This window comes from Streptococcus sp. CCH8-H5 (assembly GCF_001556505.1).
In the GTDB taxonomy this organism is placed as follows: domain Bacteria; phylum Bacillota; class Bacilli; order Lactobacillales; family Streptococcaceae; genus Streptococcus.
Genome location: NZ_LSIZ01000029.1, coordinates 10,915 through 31,975, shown reverse-complemented (window position 1 = coordinate 31,975; position 21,061 = coordinate 10,915). Strand labels below are relative to the sequence as shown.

At 41.5% G+C, this 21,061-nt stretch carries 18 protein-coding genes; 16 read left to right on the top strand and 2 right to left on the bottom strand.

The window, feature by feature from the left end; translation table 11 throughout:
* The first annotated feature begins 32 nt into the window (after window positions 1-32).
* Both AX663_RS01510 and AX663_RS01505 read left to right on the top strand, forming a co-directional pair.
* Window positions 33-290, top strand: coding sequence for a DUF896 family protein (locus AX663_RS01510; RefSeq protein ID WP_002886085.1), 258 nt, complete (start codon window positions 33-35; stop codon window positions 288-290).
* A gap of 168 nt (window positions 291-458) precedes the next feature.
* Complete coding sequence (locus AX663_RS01505) at window positions 459-1,850, top strand: amino acid permease (RefSeq protein ID WP_002885919.1); 1,392 nt, start codon at window positions 459-461, stop codon at window positions 1,848-1,850.
* A gap of 70 nt (window positions 1,851-1,920) precedes the next feature.
* On the opposite strand, the gene AX663_RS01500 is transcribed toward AX663_RS01505, so the two are convergent.
* Window positions 1,921-2,556, bottom strand: a complete 636-nt coding sequence (locus tag AX663_RS01500) for a hypothetical protein (protein WP_060972506.1) — start codon at window positions 2,554-2,556, stop codon at window positions 1,921-1,923.
* Between the two features lie 307 nt (window positions 2,557-2,863).
* Here AX663_RS01500 and AX663_RS01495 point away from each other — a divergent pair, with 307 nt between their 5' ends.
* Entirely contained in the window at window positions 2,864-4,765 is a 1,902-nt protein-coding gene (locus AX663_RS01495; RefSeq protein ID WP_060972505.1) for a beta-glucoside-specific PTS transporter subunit IIABC, read from the top strand.
* A 35-nt stretch (window positions 4,766-4,800) separates the two neighbouring features.
* On the opposite strand, the gene AX663_RS01490 is transcribed toward AX663_RS01495, so the two are convergent.
* Window positions 4,801-5,559 carry a peptidylprolyl isomerase gene (locus AX663_RS01490; protein WP_060972504.1) on the bottom strand — a complete coding sequence of 253 codons (759 nt, stop codon included), beginning with the start codon at window positions 5,557-5,559 and terminating at the stop codon, window positions 4,801-4,803.
* A gap of 287 nt (window positions 5,560-5,846) precedes the next feature.
* Between AX663_RS01490 and AX663_RS01485 the strand changes: the two genes are divergently transcribed.
* From AX663_RS01485 to carB, 13 genes are all read left to right on the top strand, one after another.
* Window positions 5,847-7,214, top strand: coding sequence for a hypothetical protein (locus tag AX663_RS01485; RefSeq protein ID WP_060972503.1), 1,368 nt, complete (start codon window positions 5,847-5,849; stop codon window positions 7,212-7,214).
* Window positions 7,215-7,548: 334 nt separating this feature from the next.
* Window positions 7,549-7,896 (top strand): hypothetical protein, encoded by a 348-nt coding sequence (locus tag AX663_RS10900; protein ID WP_231724196.1) that lies wholly within the window; start codon window positions 7,549-7,551, stop codon window positions 7,894-7,896.
* 567 nt (window positions 7,897-8,463) lie between these two features.
* Window positions 8,464-8,700: a hypothetical protein gene (locus AX663_RS01475; RefSeq protein WP_060972502.1), complete on the top strand. Its 237-nt coding sequence runs from the start codon at window positions 8,464-8,466 to the stop codon at window positions 8,698-8,700.
* Window positions 8,701-8,721: 21 nt separating this feature from the next.
* On the top strand, window positions 8,722-9,189 hold the full coding sequence (locus AX663_RS01470) for a helix-turn-helix transcriptional regulator (protein ID WP_060972501.1): 468 nt from the start codon (window positions 8,722-8,724) through the stop codon (window positions 9,187-9,189).
* 242 nt (window positions 9,190-9,431) lie between these two features.
* Entirely contained in the window at window positions 9,432-10,670 is a 1,239-nt protein-coding gene (locus tag AX663_RS01465; protein ID WP_060972500.1) for a CD20-like domain-containing protein, read from the top strand.
* Window positions 10,671-10,785: 115 nt separating this feature from the next.
* Window positions 10,786-11,691 carry a LysR family transcriptional regulator gene (locus AX663_RS01460; RefSeq protein WP_004183016.1) on the top strand — a complete coding sequence of 302 codons (906 nt, stop codon included), beginning with the start codon at window positions 10,786-10,788 and terminating at the stop codon, window positions 11,689-11,691.
* 8 nt (window positions 11,692-11,699) lie between these two features.
* A complete protein-coding gene (gene lspA / locus AX663_RS01455) occupies window positions 11,700-12,161 on the top strand; it encodes a signal peptidase II (RefSeq protein ID WP_060972499.1) in 462 nt (153 codons plus the stop codon).
* Window positions 12,145-13,035 (top strand): RluA family pseudouridine synthase, encoded by an 891-nt coding sequence (locus AX663_RS01450; protein WP_060972498.1) that lies wholly within the window; start codon window positions 12,145-12,147, stop codon window positions 13,033-13,035. The genes lspA and AX663_RS01450 overlap by 17 nt, the downstream gene beginning before the upstream one ends.
* 220 nt (window positions 13,036-13,255) lie before the next feature.
* The gene (gene pyrR, locus AX663_RS01445; RefSeq protein ID WP_002886175.1) at window positions 13,256-13,777 is read left to right on the top strand and encodes a bifunctional pyr operon transcriptional regulator/uracil phosphoribosyltransferase PyrR; all 522 of its coding nucleotides are present in this window, start codon (window positions 13,256-13,258) and stop codon (window positions 13,775-13,777) included.
* 290 nt (window positions 13,778-14,067) lie between these two features.
* Window positions 14,068-15,345, top strand: a complete 1,278-nt coding sequence (locus tag AX663_RS01440; RefSeq protein WP_048676126.1) for a uracil-xanthine permease family protein — start codon at window positions 14,068-14,070, stop codon at window positions 15,343-15,345.
* A gap of 24 nt (window positions 15,346-15,369) precedes the next feature.
* Entirely contained in the window at window positions 15,370-16,296 is a 927-nt protein-coding gene (locus AX663_RS01435; RefSeq protein ID WP_060972497.1) for an aspartate carbamoyltransferase catalytic subunit, read from the top strand.
* Between the two features lie 163 nt (window positions 16,297-16,459).
* Window positions 16,460-17,548 (top strand): carbamoyl phosphate synthase small subunit, encoded by a 1,089-nt coding sequence (locus tag AX663_RS01430; protein ID WP_002890257.1) that lies wholly within the window; start codon window positions 16,460-16,462, stop codon window positions 17,546-17,548.
* 230 nt (window positions 17,549-17,778) lie between these two features.
* A complete protein-coding gene (gene carB, locus AX663_RS01425; RefSeq protein ID WP_060972496.1) occupies window positions 17,779-20,958 on the top strand; it encodes a carbamoyl-phosphate synthase large subunit in 3,180 nt (1,059 codons plus the stop codon).
* Window positions 20,959-21,061 lie beyond the last annotated feature (103 nt).

Genomic DNA, 21,061 nt, shown 5'->3' with positions numbered 1-21,061 from the left:
GACCTGATGACAGGTAGGAAGTAGGTCTTGTTATGACACCTGAAAAAATCGCTCGTATCAATGAGCTTGCTAAAAAGAAAAAAACCGAAGGTTTGACTCCAGAAGAAGAAGTGGAGCAAGCAAAACTTCGTGAAGAATACATTGAAGGTTACCGTCGCTCAGTTCGTCACCATATCGAAGGAATTAAAGTGGTTGACGAAGAAGGTAACGATGTGACACCTGAAAAACTACGCCAAGTGCAACGTGAAAAAGGTTTGCATGGCCGTAGTCTTGATGATCCTGAATCATAATAACGATGAACAAGGGTTTGGAATTTTTCCAAGCCCTTGTTTTGAAGTATAAAATTCTGAATATTCTGTATAAAATTGACCAATTATTTCAAAAATGGTAAAATATAAGTTATGTTAAAAAATGGCATGATTCAATGAGTCGTGCTCAATAGAATTGGAGTGAAAAAAATGTCGCAAAAGCAACATCATAAAGACGACGACAACCAGACTGAGAATGGGATGGTGCGTGGTCTTCAAAACCGTCACGTCCAGCTGATTGCCATCGCTGGTACAATCGGTACAGGTCTCTTCCTTGGTGCGGGGCGTTCCCTTTCCCTAACAGGACCTTCAATCATCTTAGTATATATACTAACTGGTATCTTCATGTATCTTATGATGCGAGCGATCGGTGAGATGCTCTATATGGATCCTGACCAGCACACCTTTATCAACTTTATTACCAAATACCTTGGTAAGGGCTGGGGATTCTTCTCGGGTTGGTCTTACTGGGTATCACTGATATTCCTCGGGATGGCAGAAATTACGGCAGTATCAACCTATGTGCAATATTGGTTCCCAAGTTGGCCTGCCTGGCAGATTCAGATTGTCTTCTTGATTATCCTGAGCTCGGTTAACCTGATTGCGGTTAAGATTTTCGGGGAAGTTGAGTTTTGGTTTGGGATGATCAAGATTATCACCATTCTTGCTCTTATCGCAACAGGTATCTTCATGGTAGCAACCAACTTTGAAACGCCTGCTGGACATGCTAGCCTTGCCAATATTACACACGGCTTCCAGATGTTTCCTAAAGGTTGGGTAAGCTTTGTTATGACCTTCCAAATGGTCTTCTTTGCTTACCAAGCCATCGAATTTGTAGGGATTACAACTTCCGAGACAGCAAATCCACGTAAGGTCTTACCAAAGGCAATCAAGGAGATTCCGATTCGTATTGTCATCTTCTATGTGGGTGCCCTCATTGCCCTCATGGCTATCTTCCCATGGCAAAAACTTCCAGTTAATGAATCACCGTTCGTAACGGTCTTCCAAATGGCTGGTATCAAGTGGGCAGCAGCCTTCATTAACTTTGTTGTCTTGACAGCAGCGGCGTCATCATTGAACTCAACACTTTACTCTACAGGTCGTCACCTCTTCCAAATTGCTAAGGAAACACCAAATAGTAAAGTCATGAAAGCTTTGAAGCTAGATACTTTGTCACGTAATGGTATTCCTTCACGTGCCATCATTGTTTCAGCCATTGTAGTATGTGTTTCAGCCTTCATCAATGTCTTGCCTGGTGTATCTGATGCCTTTGCTTTGATTACCGCATCATCATCAGGGGTCTACATTGCCATCTATATCTTGACTATGCTTGCTCATCTCAAGTACCGTAAATCTCAAGAGTTTATGGCAGATGGCTTCCTTATGCCAGCCTACAAGATTCTTAATCCATTGACTATCCTTTTCTTCATCTTCGTCTTTGTTTGTCTCTTCTTGCAAAAGTCAACAGTTGTCGGAGCTATTGGAGCAGCCATCTGGATTGTCGTATTTAGTATCTATAGTAACTGGAAACACAGCAAATAAATCAATTTAGCTCACCTTTATGGTGAGTTTTTTATTGCAAAAAAAGGACACAAGGTGTCCCAGTTATTAGTTATGCAATACTTTCTTGGTTTCCGTGGTGAAAGAAACCACCTAAGAGGCCCTTGCTACGATGGAAAATAGCAGGCTTATGATCGTTGTGTGAACGACCATTAACATCAAGTTTGGCCCATTCAAGAGCCTGGTAGGCATTTCGGTCTGAAACTGTAGATGTCCCAATATAGCTATAGATTCCTGCCTGAGCAAGAATAAAACCTTGTAGTTGGCGAATATGCTCATCATTGAGGGCTTCGGAAAAATGAATCTTCACAGTCTTATAAGTTAAAGCTTGGACAGACTCGACGATTGGTGACTCTGCTAAGAGGTGCAAAAGTTCTTGATGCTTAGTAAAGTACTTATCATAGTCCATTGGAAGAATGATAGTATGGGCAATCCAATCTTCCAAGTTGGCTTTGGCTTTTTTACTGAGACCCCTTACTGTAATACTGAGATCATCTATATTGAAAGGAAGCTGGTCGATGTGAGCAGTGTTTGAACCATATGCCTTTCTGAAAAGCGGTGTACTTGATAGAATATGTCCAGTAGGAGAAATAATAGCCAAGGCAGTTTCCTTGGTTTGGTAACCAAGCTCGTGGCATTCCATGCTAGCGTATGTGTCTTTAAATTCAATAATTGCTCTTGTTTTCATCGTGTAACTCTCTTTCTGTTAGTTTATAAACTAACAATAGTTTATCATGACTTATAATCTTGGTCAAGATTTTACCTTCAAAAACAAAAAATATTTTTGTAAGGGCTTGCAAAAATTTTTGAACTCTGATAAGATAGAACCATAGCAAAAGGATTGTTACTGGTCGGCAGGCAAAACCTAGATAAATACGAAAAACTAATGGGAGTAGTGTAGGCTCATCCCAATTGGTTCTTGGTATTTATTTAGGTTTTTTTCGTTGAGAAAGCCTCAAAGGAGACTAAAAATCCTAGAAAAGAAAGGAGCCCTTATGGCTAAATATACTGAATTAGCTGAGGACATTCTCAAACACGTCGGTGGAAAAGAAAATGTCAATAGCTTAAAACACTGTGTGACACGTTTGCGCTTTGATTTGAAAGATGAATCTAAAGCAGATGATGATTACCTTAAGAACCGTGATGGCGTTGTTACTGTTGTTAAGGCAGGTGGACAATATCAGGTAGTTATCGGTAACCATGTGCCTGATGTTTATGCGGAGGTTCTCCAGGTTGGTGGTCTTCCAGCAGGTGGAAGTCTTGATCTTGATGAGGGGGATGCACCAAAGGGTAATCTCTTTGATCGCTTTGTATCCCTAGTCTCAAGTATTTTCCAACCTTTTCTTGGACCATTGGCTGCAGCTGGTATTATCAAAGGGATAGTCGCTATCATGGCAGCATGTGGTCTGTCTGCTGCGACAAGTCCTATGTATGTTATCTTGAATGCGGCGGGAGATGGTTTCTTCCAGTTCTTGCCAGTCTTGATTGCCTTGACATCTGCTCGTCGTTTCAAGGTTAATGAATTTACAGCTATTGCGATTGCAGGAGCACTTGTTTATCCTGATATTGCTACGCTAGTGACAGCTCTTCAAAAGGCTGGCCAAGGTCATGTTCTAGGTGTTATTCCGTTTACGCTTCCTGCAGGGGGGTACCTCTCAACTGTAATGCCTTCTATCTTGGCGATCTGGGTGGCTTCATACATTCAAAAATTCTTTACCAAGATTACCCCAGATGTCATTAAAGTCTTCGTAGTACCCTTCTTTACATTACTCATTACTGTCCCATTAACATTCTTGGTGGTAGGACCAGTTGCTAATACTTTCTCTGATGGATTGACAAATCTTTTCCAAGCGATCATGAACTTTAGTCCTATTGTCTTTGGTCTTATACTCGGTATCTCGTGGCAAGTCTTGGTTATGTTCGGAATGCACTGGGCGCTTGTTCCCCTTGCTATCCTAGATGTGGCAACAAACGGAAGTTCTATTATTCTTTCGGCAGCTATTCTTCCATGTTTCACGCAAACAGGTGTGTTGGGAGCTATCATGCTTAAAACGAAAGAAGAAAAAGTCCGTACCATCTCTATGCCAGCCTTCATTTCATCTATTTTTGGGGTGACAGAACCTGCTATCTATGGGGTAACCCTTCCAATGAAAACGCCATTCTACATTTCATGTGGTGTTTCAGGACTTATGGGGGCTGCCATGATGGCCCTAGATATTAAGACGTATTCAATAGGTGGTCTGGGTGTTTTTGTCTTCCCAAGCCTTATTGGACCGGATGGTAACCTTTCTAAAGTTATCTTTGCCATTATTATTGCCATTGTGGGTGGTGTTCTTGCCTTCCTCATCCAACTCTTTGTGCGAGTACCAAATCTATACGGTGGTGGAGCAGCTAAGGTTGAGGAAAAAGCTGAAGAAGCTGCACCTGCTCCTAAAGAAATTCAACAAGAAATTATTGCGAGCCCACTTATCGGGAATGTTGTCCCACTTGACCAAGTTCCTGACCAAGTCTTTGCCTCAGGAGCTATGGGTAAAGGTATCGCTATTGACCCTACTGATGGGGTAGTGGTCGCACCAGCTAAGGCAACCGTTAATTTAGTCTTCCCTACTGGTCATGCGATTGGTTTGACGACTGAAAATGGTGCAGAGCTTCTCATCCATATTGGTATGGACACTGTTTCTCTTGCTGGTAAAGGCTTCAAGACCTATGTGGAAGCAGGTGAAGTTGTAGAAGCAGGTCAAAAACTTATAGAATTTGACCTAGCAACTATCCGAGATGCTAAATTACCAGTTATCACGCCAGTCATTGTGACCAATACAGCTGACTTTGATGATGTCTTAACGACTAAAGAAGCTCGTGTTAACACTGGTGACTATCTCCTCACTGCTGTTAAATAAAAAGAAATCCGAGAATCAACTTCTCGGATTTTTGTTTATTTGAATTTGTAGTCTTTAACGACTTCAACGGAATTAACCGTTACATTCTCTTTTGGTTTACTGTTGTCATCGACTTCAAGGTTAGCAATGGTATCAACAACATCCATACCTTTGATGACTTGTCCAAAGACAGTATATTTGGTATCACCAGCTGGGTAACCACCTTTTTTGTAGGCGTCAATGATAGGTTTTGGATAGCCAGCATTTCCTAATTGCTTGCTTTGATCGTCCTTGTTTTGAACAATGTAGAATTGGCTGCCGTTTGAATTTTTAGCACCAGTATTGGCCATAGCAAGTGCGCCACGGATGTTGTAGAGGAATGGTGTAGGCTCAACAGCGAAACCTTTCTTCCAGATAGATTCTCCGCCAGTACCGTCACCCTTAGGATCACCACTTTGAATCATGAAATCCTTGATGACACGGTGGAAGGTGAGTCCATCATAGTATTTGTCCTTGGCATGTTTCAAGAAGTTTTCAGAAGCCTTTGGAGCAAGTGTAGGGAAGAGTTTGACTGTGATATCACCCTTTGAAGTATGGAGAATAACTTCAGCTTCGTCCTTACTGACCTTGTCTGACAACTGTGGAAAGGCATCTTTTCCAGATTTTTGGGCTTTTTCTAATTGTTTAGTGAATATCTTATTATCAACATAAGCATCTCCACGAACGGCGCGTGCGATGTTCTCACGAAAGGCAAAACCTAGGCCTGCGATAACAAGTACAATAATTAATGGAATGTACTTTTTAATGTTTTTCATATATAACTCCTTTGGTGCATTATACCTACTATTGTAGCAGAAAAAAACCTTTTGGGAAACGGTTAACAGAGGTCTTTAAATATGGTAGAATGGAACTATCAACAAGAAAATGAACATGGGACTAGATATAGGGAAAGGTTGCCTCAGGCTAAAAAGTGAGGGCTGACTTTTGGAAGGACGCATGCTACTTGCTCTTATCAGAGACAGGTGTCTGAATCCTAACTATAGAAAACTTCGCTAAGCCGAAGGAACCTCTTGTTTGGATTTCTTGAAAAAAGGAGATTTTTATGTCAACTAAAGCAGAATGGGCTGAACTCTTTGAGTCGGTACACGGGCGTAAGCCTAGCCCCCAAGAATTTTTGGATGCTAAAGCAGCTGACTTTGATACAAGTGCTTTGGCTGCTCAAGCAGCATCTGTAGAAGCACCAGCTAATGAACCTGTCGCTGAAGAAGTAGCTCCAGAACCAGTTGCTACTGAAGAAGTCACAGAACAAGATGACATCGCAGATGTAGCTGAAACAGCTGAGGATGCCGTCGCAGAACAAGCAAGCAGTGAATCACCATTTGGTGCAGAAGCTTTCTCAGAAGCACCTGTGCAACAACCAACACCACAATTTGATTCAAGCATGTTTGAAAAGGCACCTATCTCATCAGCTCAAGGATTTGGAACAGTTCCTAATCCAGCAGCAGCTGGCTCAGCAGATAAACCTCTTTTCAATCTTATCTTGCCAATCGTTGCGATTGCACTTTCAGTAATCTTTGCAGTCTTGGCATGGTTTGTAGGTCCTGCTTGGCTCTTCATCATCTTGACAGTCCTCGCAGTTGCGGTGGCAGTTGTTTCACTTGTCTTTAGCCTTAAATCAAGCAAGAAATTGCTTTCAATCATCGCAACAGGTGTTGCTGGTCTCATGCTCTTTGTGTCTATTGGTGGTTTGATTTTCCAAATCTCTCAAAATGCTAGCAACAACACAAGCTCAAGCAAGACATCAAAAGTTGCTGATAAAGACGATGATGCTGACAAAAAAGATGATGACAGCGATTCAAAATCTGACTCTAAATCTGATTCAAAAGGTGATAGCACTGACGTCAACGATTACATTGACAAAAATGCTAAATTTGATTGGAATGAATCTAAGTTCCAGAAATTGAAAGTCGGTAAAGATACCGTTAAGTCTATCATCAAGACTTATGGTAAGGCTTCTGATGCACAAATCTCTGGCGATGAGATGAAGTTGAACTACTCTGGTAAAGACTATGGTGAAAGTGTTTACCTAACCTTTACGAAACAATATGATGGTACATTTATCTTGTCATATGCTTCAGGTAGATTCCCTCAAGATAAGGTAGAAGTTGATAAGTCTTATAAAGCTGACTGGACAAAAGAACAGTTTGATGCTCTCAATAAGGGGGATTACACTGATCCATCAAACGGTACAAAACTTGAAGATGTCGTTAAGGATCACCCTAAAGCTTCAAGTGCAGAATACACGATTTCAACATCTCGTCAAGGTGAATTCAAAAAAGAAATGACTATTTCTTATAGTGATTATAAGGCTGAAGATGGCAAACTCAAGAGTGTTTACTTGTCATTTGATACCAAAGAAGGTGAAGATACATTCTACCTTACTTATAAATCAGGTCCAGATGAGGATTAATTAAGGGACAGGAGGGGAAACCTTCCTGTTTTTTCTTGATAAAAGGAGAAAGCTATTGAAATTCTTAAATTATACATTCGAGCAAAGTCAGTCTCTTGTCACTAAGGAGACCGTAGAAAAGCTCAATCAAAAAGGAAGCTGGAAACGATTTATTGGCTTGTTAATCACTTCAATTGTTATTTATTTCTTCTCTATTGCTATGCCCATGTTTATAAAAGGATTGACGCTTGATCAAAATCCAAGATTTTCTTGGATTCAGTGGCCCATGATTATCTTGTATGTGGTCATGTATCTGGTCTATCTGCTCTTTTCAATAAAGCACAGAAGAAGCCCGATGAAACTAAAATTTTGCACCTACTTTTACACGGTAGTCTTACTCGCTATCTTTACAGTAAGTGCCGGAATAATGATGATGACACGACGAAATATTGTCAGTATACTATCGGGAGCTATGTTTCTTCTTTCCATTTATTACTTGATTCGAACGGTTCCCCGTAAACTGAAAGAAGCCGTTCAAAATCAGACAGAGTTTAGCCCTATGGTAGCTCTTGTGACTGAAAAGATTTCGGATGGTTTGGTCTTTTTAAGTGGTACAGGGATTACAGCTGGACTGGTGCTTTTTGACCGCTCTACTGGAAGTGACGTTAGAGGGAGCATTGATGCGGTATTGATGCGGTATTGATGCCTATCATGCCTGCCATATTTGTCTTTGCGACTTATGTCTTTTCCATTGATTTGCTACGAGGCTATTACCTCTTCAAATACTCCGAGCAATATAGAGAGCAGTTTGGCTACTCAGTTAAGGATTGGTATGGAGAGAAGTCGAAGGAGTATAGGAGGATGCAGGGTTAGGGTACTTCGAGAAGCCCAACAAGCTTTGACGCTATTTATAAGATTGATGGAAACGTAGCAAAGGATACTCAAAGTTAATGAAAGTGTAACTACAAAAGTATATACTTCAAAATATGATGGTCGCAGTCCAACGTTTTGGTCTCGAAGACAAACAGAAGTTTATGTAAATATAGACTTTAAAATAGTACGGCTTAATTATTATAAAATTTTACTGTCTTTAGATTCTAATGTACTGCCATTTCGCACTTTTAAGAGGTAATATTCTCCTCGTTGCATAATGAAATGGGGCGTTGCACCCTAGTTTTTAAGGGAGTTGCGCATATTTTACTATTCGTTGCGTGCTTTTACTCATGGGTCTTGATAAATTTAAAGTAACAAATTTAAGGAGGTATTCTTAATGTTACAATTTATTAAGAAAAACAAAACTAATTTTATATGGGTACTTACTTTTGGCTTAATGGGGCTGATACTGAAACCTTTAGTTAATTTATCGGTCAGTTTATCAAACAAATATCCATGGGTTACGAGAATTTTATTGTTTCTATTACTTATTGCCGTTTACTTTATTCATAAAAATCCTCTCTTTATAATAGTAATGACGATTTTTCTAGCAGAGCCTTTTATAAAAGAATAAAAATAAGACAGGGGTATTAAAATGGACATTGCTACGTTGATTAAAGAATATAGAACTAAAACGGGTATGACTCAGCAAGAACTTGCAGATAAAGTATTTGTTACTCGTCAGACCATTTCTAAATGGGAATTAGGAAAAAGTGAACCTGATAATGTTTCACTGGATTTATTATTTAAAGAGATGAATATTGAAAAAGAATCTCAAAAAGGCATTAAAGCTAATTTAATTAGCAGAAAAAATATTTTACTTACAATAATTGCCGTTTTATTCTCTCCATCGATACTTATTATTAGACTATTGGTAGTTAAAATAGGCAAGATAGAAAATAAAAGATTAGTCATTTTGATTAATACCTTTCTCTTTGTAATAATTGGCATTTATATGAAGAGTTTAAAGGATAATGTATACTTTGGTTTCTTGGGAATTATTGCAATATCTTATAGCCTTTATAGTTTTTATAAGCTTAGTTTGGAAATCAAAAAGGATTAGATACTTAACTATACAAGTATAAAAACTAGTCATACTAATATCTGAACTGCCCCCAAAAGTGTGACAGAGAAAATCAAACTTTAGGGTGCAGTTTTTTTCGACTTTCGTCTATTTTCATGAGATGGCTTGACACTAAAGCACATCAGGCAGTCTCAAAAAATTCTCTCTTATATCCGACCTTATTTTCATAAGACCAGATTAAAGTATGATAAAATAAAGAAAAAGAGATAAAGGAGTCAGCTATGGCAACTAGAGAAGAATGGGTGCGTCACTTTGAGGACGTCAATGGTCGTAAACCAAGTCCTGAGGAGTTTATGGAAGCTAAGAAAGAGGGCTTTGTCATCGCTTCGGAGGAACCAAGTGTCCAAGTGTCTGAGCAGGTTGAGGCTCAGCAGGTGGATAGCTCTGAATCTACTGAAGAGGTGACAGCTGACTCAGTAGCAGATACGCAATCAGATGAAGTTCAGGTGGCATTAGAGGAGGAAGCTCCTAAGCCAATGCCTGAGTTGAATATGGAGAAAGAGCAAGAAAAAGAAACTCCAAAGACAAGTCAGATACCTTTGGAAAACCCTTATTACAAGCCAAAAGTAACCAAGAATAATGCTTTTGTTAATATTGCTTTGCCAATCATAATTCTAGTCTTGGGGCTTCTATTTGCCGTTTTGGCTTGGACACTTCCAATCGGTTTCATCTTTACCTTCCTTGCTTTCTTCCTTATCATTTTGGCTATTGTGACTTTGGTTTTGAGTCTGAAATCGACACGCAAGGCACTATCTATTATTGCCCTAGTCATGTCAATTATCTTCTTCATGACTTCGCTTGCTGGAGTAGGTTATCAAGCGGTGAAATATGTCATGAACCATGCTGAACAGTTCCAAAGTGAAGGTCACGATAGAGCTTATCTGTACATCGATGAGAATTATAAGTTTGACTGGACTGAGGATCAGTTTAAGGAGTTGAAGGTTGGTACTTTGACATTGGACGAGGTCTTGGATGCTCACGGTAAGGCGACTGATGCCGAGTATAGTGACGCTTACGAGGAAGATAAACCAGATTTGCTAGACCTCACCTATAGAAAAGAAAACACAGATGGAAACAACTATGTGCGTTTGACTTTTGAGCAAAAAGACGGTGTCTATGTTTTGAAATCTGCCTCAGCAACCTTCGACTATGATAAGGTCAAAGAAGTCGATGACTATCATAGCAACTGGACAAAAGATGACTATGAAAAGTTGTCTGTAGGTACACAAGCTGATTTGCTTAAGGGGACACGACTTTCTGAAGTGGTTGAAAAACACCCAGAGGCTAGCTTCACTTATCATGAAATGACACAAACTGAACAGGGCGATCTCACTCAGTCAGTGAGTCTTAGCTACCGTGATTATAATCCAGAAAATGGTAAGGTAGATACTGTTCGTTTGACCTTCGACTATGACAAACGTGAAAACGAGTACTTCTTGACAGATAAATCAGACGAATAGGACTACTTTGTTAGTCATTCAAGCTCAGGGTTGCCTGGGCTTTTTAGTATCAACAAAAGAGGATAAAATCTGGTATAATAAAATTGATTGATTTTTCAAGAAAGAAGTGTCACAGATGAACATACAACAACTACGTTATGTCGTAGCCATTGCCAACAGCGGAACCTTCCGTGAGGCAGCCAGCAAGCTCTTTGTGAGCCAGCCTAGCCTATCAGTGGCTATCAAGGATTTGGAGCAGGAGCTGAATTTTCAAATTTTCACCCGTACAACGACGGGGGCTGTCTTGACCAGTCAGGGTATGACCTTTTATGAGCGTGCGCTTGAGGTGGTACGCAGTTTTGATAGTTTTGAAAATCGCTATCTCAATGCTTCTGAAAAGGGTAACCAGTATTCGATTGCCAGCCAGCACTATGACTTTTTGCCACCTTTGATTACGACTTTTTCAGAGCGTTACCCTGATTACAAGGATTTCCGTATTTTTGAGTCTACGACCATTCAGATTTTGGATGAGGTAGCCAAGGGACACAGTGAGATTGGGATTATCTATTTGAATCGTCAAAATAGCAAGGGAATCCAGCAAAATATGGACAAGCTTGGGCTTGAGGCTATTGATTTGATTCCATTTAAGACGCACATTTATCTCCGTAAGGGGCATCCTCTGGCTAAAAAAGAAAGTCTGGTCATGGAGGACTTGGCAGCCTTGCCTACGGTACGTTTCACTCAGGAGAAGGACGAGTACCTTTACTATTCTGAGAACTTTGTGGATACGTCAGATTCGTCTCTTATGTTTAACGTGACAGACCGTGCGACTTTGAACGGTATCTTGGAACGGACGGATGCTTATGCGACGGGGTCTGGCTTCTTGGATGCACAAAGTGTGAATGGGATTACGGTGATTCCGCTTGAGGATAATTTGGATAACAAGATGGTTTATGTCCGTCGTAAGGGGATTAACTTGTCGTCTTGTGCTCTCAAGTTTGTCAATGTTATGTTTGACTACTTTGATACATACAAACCATAGGAGGATTTATGCGTAAGGTTGTGATTCCTTTGGTTATTCTAGCTCTGATTGGTTTGGATCAGTGGGTTAAGCATTGGGTTGTGGCAAATATTGCCCTTAACCAAGTTATCAAGGCTATTCCTGGACTCTTCAGCTTGACCTATCTACAGAACCGTGGTGCTGCCTTTTCGATTTTACAGGATCAGAAATATTTCTTTGTGATTTTGACGGTTCTGGTGATTGGTGCGGCTTTGGTTTATCTGGTTAAGAATTACCAGAAGAGCCTTTGGCTGGTGCTATCTTTGGTTTTGATTATCTCAGGTGGTATTGGTAACTTTATTGACCGTGTGCACTTGGGTTACGTGGTTGATATGGTTCAGCTTGATTTTATTGATTTTGCAATATTTAACGTGGCAGACTCCTATCTAACGGTGGGCGTACTGCTCTTGATTTTAATCTTATGGAAAGAGGAAAATGGAAGTCATCATTAAAGAGGCGGGAAACCGTCTGGACAAGGCCCTGGCAGATTTGACAGAATTGTCACGTAGTCAGTCCAATGAAGCGATTAAGGCTGGAACGGTCTTGGTTAATGGTAAGTCGGCAAAGGCCAAGTATGCGGTTAAAGAGGGTGATGTCATCACCTATGAATTGCCAGAAGAAGAGGTCTTGGAATACAAGGCTGAAGATATTCCTTTGGATATTATCTACGAAGATGCGGATGTGGCAGTGGTCAACAAGCCTCAAGGTATGGTGGTCCATCCATCAGCTGGTCACACGTCTGGTACCTTGGTCAATGCCCTGATGTATCATGTCAAGGACCTCTCGTCTATTAATGGTGTGGTTCGTCCAGGGATTGTCCACCGTATTGACAAGGACACGTCTGGTCTCCTTATGATTGCTAAGAATGATAAGGCCCACAATGCTTTGGCGGCTGAGCTTAAGGATAAGAAGTCGCTTCGCAAGTATGTGGCTATCGTGCATGGCAATCTACCTAATGATCGAGGCGTGATTGAGGCTCCAATTGGGCGTTCGGACAAGGATCGTAAGAAGCAGGCAGTTACAGCTAAAGGAAAACCTGCAGTAACACGATTTACTGTTCTTGAACGTTTTGGCAACTATACCTTGGTAGAGTTGCAGCTGGAAACAGGTCGTACGCACCAGATTCGTGTGCACATGGCTTATATTGGTCACCCAGTGGCAGGAGACCCTCTTTATGGGCCACGCAAGACACTCAAGGGCCATGGTCAATTTCTACATGCTAAGACCCTTGGTTTCACGCATCCTACGACTGGAGAATTGGTCGAATTTACAGCGGAAGAACCTGCTATTTTCAAGGAAACCTTGGAGAAGTTGAGAGAAGCGTAACAGTTATTAAACGGATAGTCTTTCTTGGGAGGGGCATCCGTTTTTTTCTTGTAAAAGAGTCTGAAATTTGCTATAATTTACCTAATTAAATAAGTCCTTTAATCACTGTCCAGAGAGGCAGGCAAGGAGCCATGAGAAGTGTACGGGTGAACTGTACTCATATTTTTGTGTATCTCCTTGTTTTCGAGGGGATTTTTTTGTATTTAGAAAGGTTCTTTTTATGAAGAAAAAAGAGATCGTCGATGACGTAACCATGAAACGTGCCATTACACGTATCACTTATGAGATTATTGAGCGTAACAAAAATCTCGACAAGATTGTCTTGGCTGGTATTAAGACACGTGGTGTTTATATTGCACAGCGTATCCAAGAGCGCTTGAAACAGTTGGAAAACCTTGATGTGCCATTGATTGAGCTTGACACTAAAGCTTTCCGTGATGATGTTAAGGCTGAGCAAGACACATCTGTTTTCCCTATTGAAATTGATGGTACAGATGTTATCCTTGTGGATGATGTGCTTTACACAGGTCGTACGATTCGTGCAGCTATTGATAATATCGTTAGCCATGGACGTCCGGCGCGTGTTGGTTTGGCTGTCTTGGTTGACCGTGGTCACCGTGAATTGCCAATCCGTGCTGACTATGTTGGTAAAAATATCCCAACTAGTGAGTCAGAAGAAATTGAAGTTTTGGTCGCAGAAGTTGATGGCAAAGATAGCGTCAACATTATCGATCCAAGCTAAGTTAGCTGACAGATAAGGTGAAACGCCTTTTGTATCTTGTTAATTGAACACGGGCTAAGAGCTGTGTAAAATAGATAAATCTTCCTAGAAGCTAAAGCTTCTGCGTCGGATTTCCTAATTTTACTTTGCTCTTTGTACGCCCTTTGTATCTTGTTAATTGAACATGGGCTAAGAGCTGTGTAAAATAGATAAATCTTCCTGGAAGCTAAAGCTTCTGCGTCGGATTTCCTAATTTTACTTTGCTCTTTATATGCCCTTTGTATCTTAATTTTAAGGAGTCCTTTGATATCGTGAATAACGTAAAATATGATGTGAATGATATGCCGAAACCTGGTTTATTGGTTGGTTTGTCATTCCAGCACTTGTTTGCCATGTTTGGTGCGACGGTGCTTGTGCCGATTTTGGTTGGGATTGATCCCGCTATTGCTCTTTTCTCATCTGGTTTGGGAACTTTGGCTCACTTGACGGTGACCAAGTACAAAATTCCAGCATACATGGGGTCTAGCTTTGCCTATATTGCGGCTATGCAGACACTTATGAAGACTGATGGGATTGCAGCGGTCGCTCAAGGTGCCATGGCTGGTGGTTTGGTTTACTTGCTTGTGGCTCTGATTGTTAAGTATGCGGGTAAAGACTGGATTGATAAGGTCCTTCCGCCAATTGTGGTTGGTCCCATTATCATGGTGATTGGTTTGAACCTTGCAGCCAATGCAGTCAATGATGCGACAACTTTGAACAAAAGCTATAGTATCTATGCTCTCTTGATTTCGATGGTGACCCTCTTTGCGGTTATCCTCTTTAACATGTATGGCAAGAAGATTATCGGTGTTATCCCAATTTTACTTGGTTTAATTGTGGGCTATATTTTCTCAGCGGTTCTTGGTTTGCTGACAGGACATAGCTTTATCAATTTCTCAGAGGTAGCAGCGGCACATTGGATTCAGGTTCCAAACTTTGACATTCCATTTGTGGATTATAGCTTCAAGCTCTATCCAAGTGCGATTTTGACCATGGCTCCGATTGCCTTTGTGACGATGACTGAACACTTTGGTCACGTCATGGTTCTAAACAGTTTGACTGAGCGTGATTACTTTAAAGATCCAGGTCTTGACCGTACCCTTACTGGTGATGGTTTGGCACAGATTATCGCTGGATTCTTTGGAGCTCCTCCGGTAACTTCTTATGGTGAAAATATTGGGGTTATGGCCCTCAGTAAGGTCTACTCAGTTTACGTTATTGCGGGCGCAGCAGTGATTGCGGTCTTGATGAGCTTTATTGGTAAGCTGTCAGCACTCTTGCATTCTATTCCAACTCCTGTATTAGGGGGATTATCTATTGCCCTCTTTGGGGTTATCGCTGCTAGCGGTTTGAAAATTTTAGTTGAACATAAGATTGATTTTGATAATAAAAAGAATCTCTTGATTGCTAGTGTTATCTTGGTATCTGGTATCGGTGGTTTGATGATTGACCTTGGTGGTCTTCAAATCACAGGTGTGGCAAGTTCAACCATTCTTGGTATCTTGCTTTACCAAATCTTGCCAGATCCTAAAAAAGGTAGCAAAGATTAGTCAATCAATTTAAAAGGAAAAACTATGGCGATTGCAGATGGAAAAGTGTCACTGAAGCATTTGGTGACCATGGAAACCCTCACGAATGAAGAGGTCTTGGGCCTGATTCGTCGAGGTGGAGATTTTAAAAATGGCAGAGCTGATTTCCAGCTGGATCGACAGTATTTCGCTGCCAATCTCTTTTTTGAAAATTCAACACGAACACACAAGTCCTTCGAAGTGGCTGAGAAAAAACTTGGCTTGGATGTGATTGAGTTCGATGCTAGGACTAGCTCGGTGAATAAGGGTGAGACTCTCTATGATACGATTTTGACCATGTCTGCCTTGGGCGTTGACATCTGTGTGGTTCGCCACTCGGAAGTCGATTACTACAAGCAGTTGATTGATAGTAGGACTATCCAGACCTCTATTGTTAATGGTGGTGATGGTTCAGGGCAACACCCAAGTCAGTGTTTGCTTGACTTGATGACCATTTACGAAGAGTTCGGAACCTTTGAAAATCTTAAGATTTGTATTGCAGGTGATATTACGCATTCGCGTGTCGCTAAGTCCAATATGCAGATTCTCAAGCGTTTGGGTGCTCAGCTTTATTTTGCTGGTCCTGCAGAGTGGTACTCGAATGAGTTCGATGTCTATGGTCAGCATGTGGCTATTGACGACGTCATTGAGGACTTGGATGTGCTCATGTTGCTTCGTGTTCAGCACGAACGTCATGGGGACGATAAAGGATTTTCAAAAGAAGACTACCATGCTCTCTATGGTTTGACTGAAGAACGTTATGCCAAGTTAGCTGATCAGGCGATTATCATGCATCCTGCTCCGGTTAATCGTGATGTGGAGATTGCTGATAGTCTGGTTGAGGCGCCTAAGGCTCGTATCGTTGCTCAGATGCAAAACGGGGTCTTTGTCCGTATGGCAATTATTGAAGCTATTTTAAATGGCAAAGCGTAAACTACGTTAACCGATTCCTGAGAGAATCAGACGAAAAAGAACATGGGCTAAATCTTTGAAAAGAGACAAATCTTCCTAGAGGCTAGAGCTTCTTTGTTAGATTTGATTTTCATTCAGATGTTTAACGCCCTTTGTATCTTAGTGAAAGGAACAATTTACTATAATGGCAAAACGTTTACTTATTTTGGAAGACGGCACTATTTTTGAAGGTCAGGCCTTCGGTGCTGATGTGGATGTGACGGGTGAAATCGTCTTTAATACTGGTATGACAGGTTATCAAGAATCTATCACAGATCAGTCTTACAATGGTCAAATTTTGACTTTTACTTATCCACTTGTTGGTAACTACGGCGTTAACCGTGACGACTATGAGTCAATTAAGCCAACGACCAAGGGTGTTGTTGTGTCAGAGGCTAGCCGTCGTGCCAGCAACTGGCGTAACCAAATGACCTTGGATGAGTTTTTGAAAGCAAAAAACATCCCCGGTATCTCTGGTATTGATACACGTGCCTTGACTAAGATTATCCGTCAACACGGTACCATGAAAGCGACTTTGGCTAATCCTGGTGACAGTATCGAGCACTTGCAAGATCAATTGCGTGCGACTGTTTTGCCAACCAACAATATTGAGCAGGTATCAACTAAGACAGCCTACCCAGCACCAGGTGTTGGTAAAAATATCGTTTTGGTTGACTTTGGTCTCAAGCACTCTATCTTGCGTGAGTTTTCAAAACGTGACTGTAACGTGACTGTTGTGCCACATGATATCACTGCTGAAGAAATTCTCCATCTTAATCCAGATGGTGTGATGTTGTCAAACGGTCCGGGTAACCCTGAAGATGTACCGTATGCACTTGATATGATTCGTGGTATTCAAGGCAAAATTCCAATTTTTGGTATTTGTATGGGCCACCAGTTGTTTAGTTTGGCGAATGGTGCCAAGGCCTACAAGATGAAGTTTGGTCACCGTGGATTTAACCATGCGGTTCGTGAAATTGCGACTGGTCGTGTTGACTTCACCAGCCAGAACCATGGTTATGCCATTGACCGTGAGACACTTCCAGATTGCCTCATGGTAACACACGAAGAAATTAACGACAAGTCAGTTGAAGGTGTTCGTCACCGTGACTTCCCTGCATTCTCAGTGCAATTCCACCCAGATGCAGCACCTGGTCCACACGATGCTAGCTATCTCTTCGATGAGTTCTTGGAATTGATTGATGCTTTCCAAGCTGAAAAAGCACGTCGTTAATTGCAACTGTCTAGTGACTATAGTGGGGTGTGACTCTTGTTCGCCCCAGTCTACTACCTTATTTAATGACAACCAGAGAGTTGTCAAATAGAAAGGAGAAGATACAGGTTCACGGAAGTGAACACGCCCTAAGGACTGTGTGAAAAAGATAAACGGTGACTAGACGCTTAGGTGTCGTCGTCACGTTTCCTATTTTCACTGGGTCCTTAACGGGCTTTGTATCATAAATTATGCCTAAACGTTCTGATATTAAAAAAATTATGGTTATCGGGTCTGGTCCTATCATCATTGGTCAGGCTGCTGAGTTTGACTACGCTGGTACGCAAGCTTGCTTGGCCTTGAAAGAAGAAGGCTACAGTGTTGTTCTTGTTAACTCTAACCCTGCGACTATCATGACTGATAAAGAAATCGCAGACAAGGTTTACATTGAACCAATTACGCTTGAGTTTGTCACACGTATTCTTCGTAAAGAGCGTCCTGATGCCCTCTTGCCAACACTTGGTGGACAAACTGGTTTGAACATGGCAATGGAATTGTCAAAAGCTGGCATTCTTGATGAGCTTGGAGTAGAGCTTTTGGGAACAAAATTGTCTGCGATTGACCAAGCCGAAGACCGTGACCTCTTCAAACAATTGATGGAAGATTTGGAACAACCAATTCCAGAATCAGAGATTGTAAATACGGTTGAAGGAGCAGTTGCCTTTGCGTCAGAGATTGGCTACCCAGTTATCGTTCGTCCAGCCTTTACCCTTGGTGGTACTGGTGGAGGTATGTGTGCCAATGAAGAAGAACTTCGTGAAATCGCTGAAAATGGATTGAAATTGTCACCAGTAACCCAATGTTTGATTGAACGTTCTATCGCTGGTTTCAAAGAAATCGAATACGAAGTTATGCGTGATGCCGCAGACAATGCTCTTGTGGTATGTAACATGGAAAACTTTGACCCAGTTGGTATCCACACAGGGGACTCAATTGTATTTGCTCCAACGCAAACCTTGTCAGATATTGAAAACCAAATGCTTCGTGATGCCAGCTTGAAGATTATTCGTGCCCTTAAAATTGAGGGTGGTTGTAACGTACAGTTGGCTCTTGACCCTAATAGCTTCAAGTACTATGTTATCGAAGTAAACCCACGTGTGTCTCGTTCATCAGCCCTTGCCTCAAAAGCAACTGGTTACCCAATCGCCAAATTGGCAGCCAAGATTGCTGTTGGTTTGACACTTGATGAAATGATTAACCCAGTCACTGGTACAACTTACGCTATGTTTGAGCCAGCTCTTGACTATGTGGTTGCTAAGATTCCGCGTTTCCCATTTGATAAATTTGAACACGGGGAACGTCGTCTTGGTACTCAAATGAAAGCAACTGGTGAAGTTATGGCTATCGGTCGTAACATCGAAGAGTCACTTCTTAAAGCCTGCCGTTCACTTGAAATCGGTGTTTACCACAATGAAATGCCTGAGCTTGCGGACGTCACAGACGATGCCTTGGTTGAAAAGATTGTCAAAGCTCAAGACGACCGTCTCTTCTACCTTTCTGAAGCCATCCGTCGTGGTTATACTATTGAAGAATTGTCAGAGTTGACTAAGATTGATATCTTCTTCCTCGACAAATTGCTTCATATCTTCGAATTGGAACAAGAATTGGCTACTCACGTAGGCGATGTTGCTGTTTTGAAAGAAGCTAAACGTAACGGTTTCTCTGATCGTAAGATTGCTGATCTTTGGAATCAAACAGCTGACCAAGTTCGTGCGACACGTTTGGAAAATAACATTGTTCCTGTTTACAAGATGGTTGATACCTGTGCGGCTGAGTTCGAGTCATCAACACCATATTTCTACTCAACTTACGAGTGGGAAAATGAATCAATCAAATCTGATAAAGAATCTGTCATCGTTCTTGGTTCAGGACCTATCCGTATCGGACAAGGGGTTGAGTTCGACTATGCGACAGTTCACTCTGTGAAAGCTATCCAGGCTGCAGGTTACGAAGCCATCATCATGAACTCTAACCCTGAGACGGTTTCAACAGACTTCTCAGTTTCAGATAAACTTTACTTCGAACCATTGACCTTCGAAGACGTGATGAACGTTATCGAATTGGAACAACCTAAGGGTGTCGTGGTTCAGTTTGGTGGTCAAACAGCCATCAACTTGGCAGAGCCATTGTCTAAAGCTGGTGTGAAAATCTTGGGTACACAGGTTGCTGACCTTGACCGTGCCGAAGACCGTGACCTTTTTGAACAAGCCCTTAAAGACCTCGATATCCCACAACCACCAGGACAAACAGCGACAAATGAAGAAGAAGCGGTTGAAGCAGCTCGTAAGATTGGCTTCCCAGTTCTTGTTCGTCCATCATACGTTTTGGGTGGACGTGCCATGGAAATCGTTGAAAATGAAGATGACCTTCGTTCTTACATGCGTACAGCCGTTAAGGCAAGTCCAGACCACCCAGTCCTTGTTGATAGCTATATCATTGGACGTGAGTGTGAAGTGGATGCCATCTCTGATGGTAAGGATGTCTTGATTCCAGGTATTATGGAACACATCGAACGTGCAGGGGTTCACTCAGGGGACTCAATGGCAGTTTACCCTCCACAAACTCTCTCTAAGAAAATCCAAGAGACTATCGCTGATTACACTAAACGCTTGGCTATCGGTCTTAACTGTATTGGTATGATGAACATTCAGTTCGTTATTAAGGACGAAACTGTCTATGTTATCGAGGTTAACCCACGTGCCAGCCGTACGGTACCATTCTTGTCTAAAGTGACTGATATCCCAATGGCACAAGTTGCTACAAACTTGATTCTTGGTGAATCATTGGCTGAACAAGGTTACAAAGATGGACTTTACCCAGAAAGCAAGCATGTCCATGTTAAAGCACCAGTCTTCTCATTCACAAAATTGGCTAAGGTAGATAGTCTCCTTGGACCTGAAATGAAATCAACTGGTGAAGTTATGGGTACAGATACGACTCTTGAAAAAGCCCTCTATAAAGCCTTTGAAGCTTCTTACCTCCACTTGCCAACCTTTGGTAATGTCATCTTTACTATTCATGATGATACGAAAGAAGAAGCCCTTGATTTGGCTCGTCGTTTCGATGCTATCGGTTACGGTATCTACGCCACTGAAGGAACAGCTAAGTTCTTGAATGAACATGGAGTTCACGCAACGCTTGTTAACAAATTAGGTGAAAATGACGACAACGACATTCCAGCCCTTGTTCGTACAGGTAAAGCGCAAGCTATTATCAATACGGTTGGTAACAAACGTACTTATGACGAAGATGGAGCAGCAATCCGTAGCTCTGCTATCGAAGCAGGAATCCCACTCTTCACAGCGCTTGATACAGCAGATGCCATGGTGCGTGTGCTTGAAAGCCGTAGCTTTACAACAGAAGCTATCTAATTTTAAAACAGAGTCTCAGCCTTGCTGGGACTTTTTTTTATTTAAGGCACAGTTTTCTTTTGAGACTTTTCTTGGGTGATGGCGGACGTCAGCGATCTTCTTC

Bases quoted from the DNA above. Each gene is read 5' to 3' on its own strand.
- AX663_RS01510 (WP_002886085.1), top strand. From the start codon at position 33: ATGACACCTGAAAAAATCGCTCGTATCAATGAGCTTGCTAAAAAGAAA.
- AX663_RS10900 (WP_231724196.1), top strand. From the start codon at position 7,549: ATGAAACTAAAATTTTGCACCTACTTTTACACGGTAGTCTTACTCGCT.
- pyrR (WP_002886175.1), top strand. From the start codon at position 13,256: ATGAAGAAAAAAGAGATCGTCGATGACGTAACCATGAAACGTGCCATT.
- lspA (WP_060972499.1), top strand. From the start codon at position 11,700: ATGCGTAAGGTTGTGATTCCTTTGGTTATTCTAGCTCTGATTGGTTTG.
- AX663_RS01485 (WP_060972503.1), top strand. From the start codon at position 5,847: ATGTCAACTAAAGCAGAATGGGCTGAACTCTTTGAGTCGGTACACGGG.
- AX663_RS01435 (WP_060972497.1), top strand. From the start codon at position 15,370: ATGGCGATTGCAGATGGAAAAGTGTCACTGAAGCATTTGGTGACCATG.
- AX663_RS01470 (WP_060972501.1), top strand. From the start codon at position 8,722: ATGGACATTGCTACGTTGATTAAAGAATATAGAACTAAAACGGGTATG.
- AX663_RS01430 (WP_002890257.1), top strand. From the start codon at position 16,460: ATGGCAAAACGTTTACTTATTTTGGAAGACGGCACTATTTTTGAAGGT.
- carB (WP_060972496.1), top strand. From the start codon at position 17,779: ATGCCTAAACGTTCTGATATTAAAAAAATTATGGTTATCGGGTCTGGT.
- AX663_RS01475 (WP_060972502.1), top strand. From the start codon at position 8,464: ATGTTACAATTTATTAAGAAAAACAAAACTAATTTTATATGGGTACTT.
- AX663_RS01460 (WP_004183016.1), top strand. From the start codon at position 10,786: ATGAACATACAACAACTACGTTATGTCGTAGCCATTGCCAACAGCGGA.
- AX663_RS01450 (WP_060972498.1), top strand. From the start codon at position 12,145: ATGGAAGTCATCATTAAAGAGGCGGGAAACCGTCTGGACAAGGCCCTG.
- AX663_RS01495 (WP_060972505.1), top strand. From the start codon at position 2,864: ATGGCTAAATATACTGAATTAGCTGAGGACATTCTCAAACACGTCGGT.
- AX663_RS01505 (WP_002885919.1), top strand. From the start codon at position 459: ATGTCGCAAAAGCAACATCATAAAGACGACGACAACCAGACTGAGAAT.
- AX663_RS01500 (WP_060972506.1), bottom strand. From the start codon at position 2,556: ATGAAAACAAGAGCAATTATTGAATTTAAAGACACATACGCTAGCATG.
- AX663_RS01490 (WP_060972504.1), bottom strand. From the start codon at position 5,559: ATGAAAAACATTAAAAAGTACATTCCATTAATTATTGTACTTGTTATC.
- AX663_RS01465 (WP_060972500.1), top strand. From the start codon at position 9,432: ATGGCAACTAGAGAAGAATGGGTGCGTCACTTTGAGGACGTCAATGGT.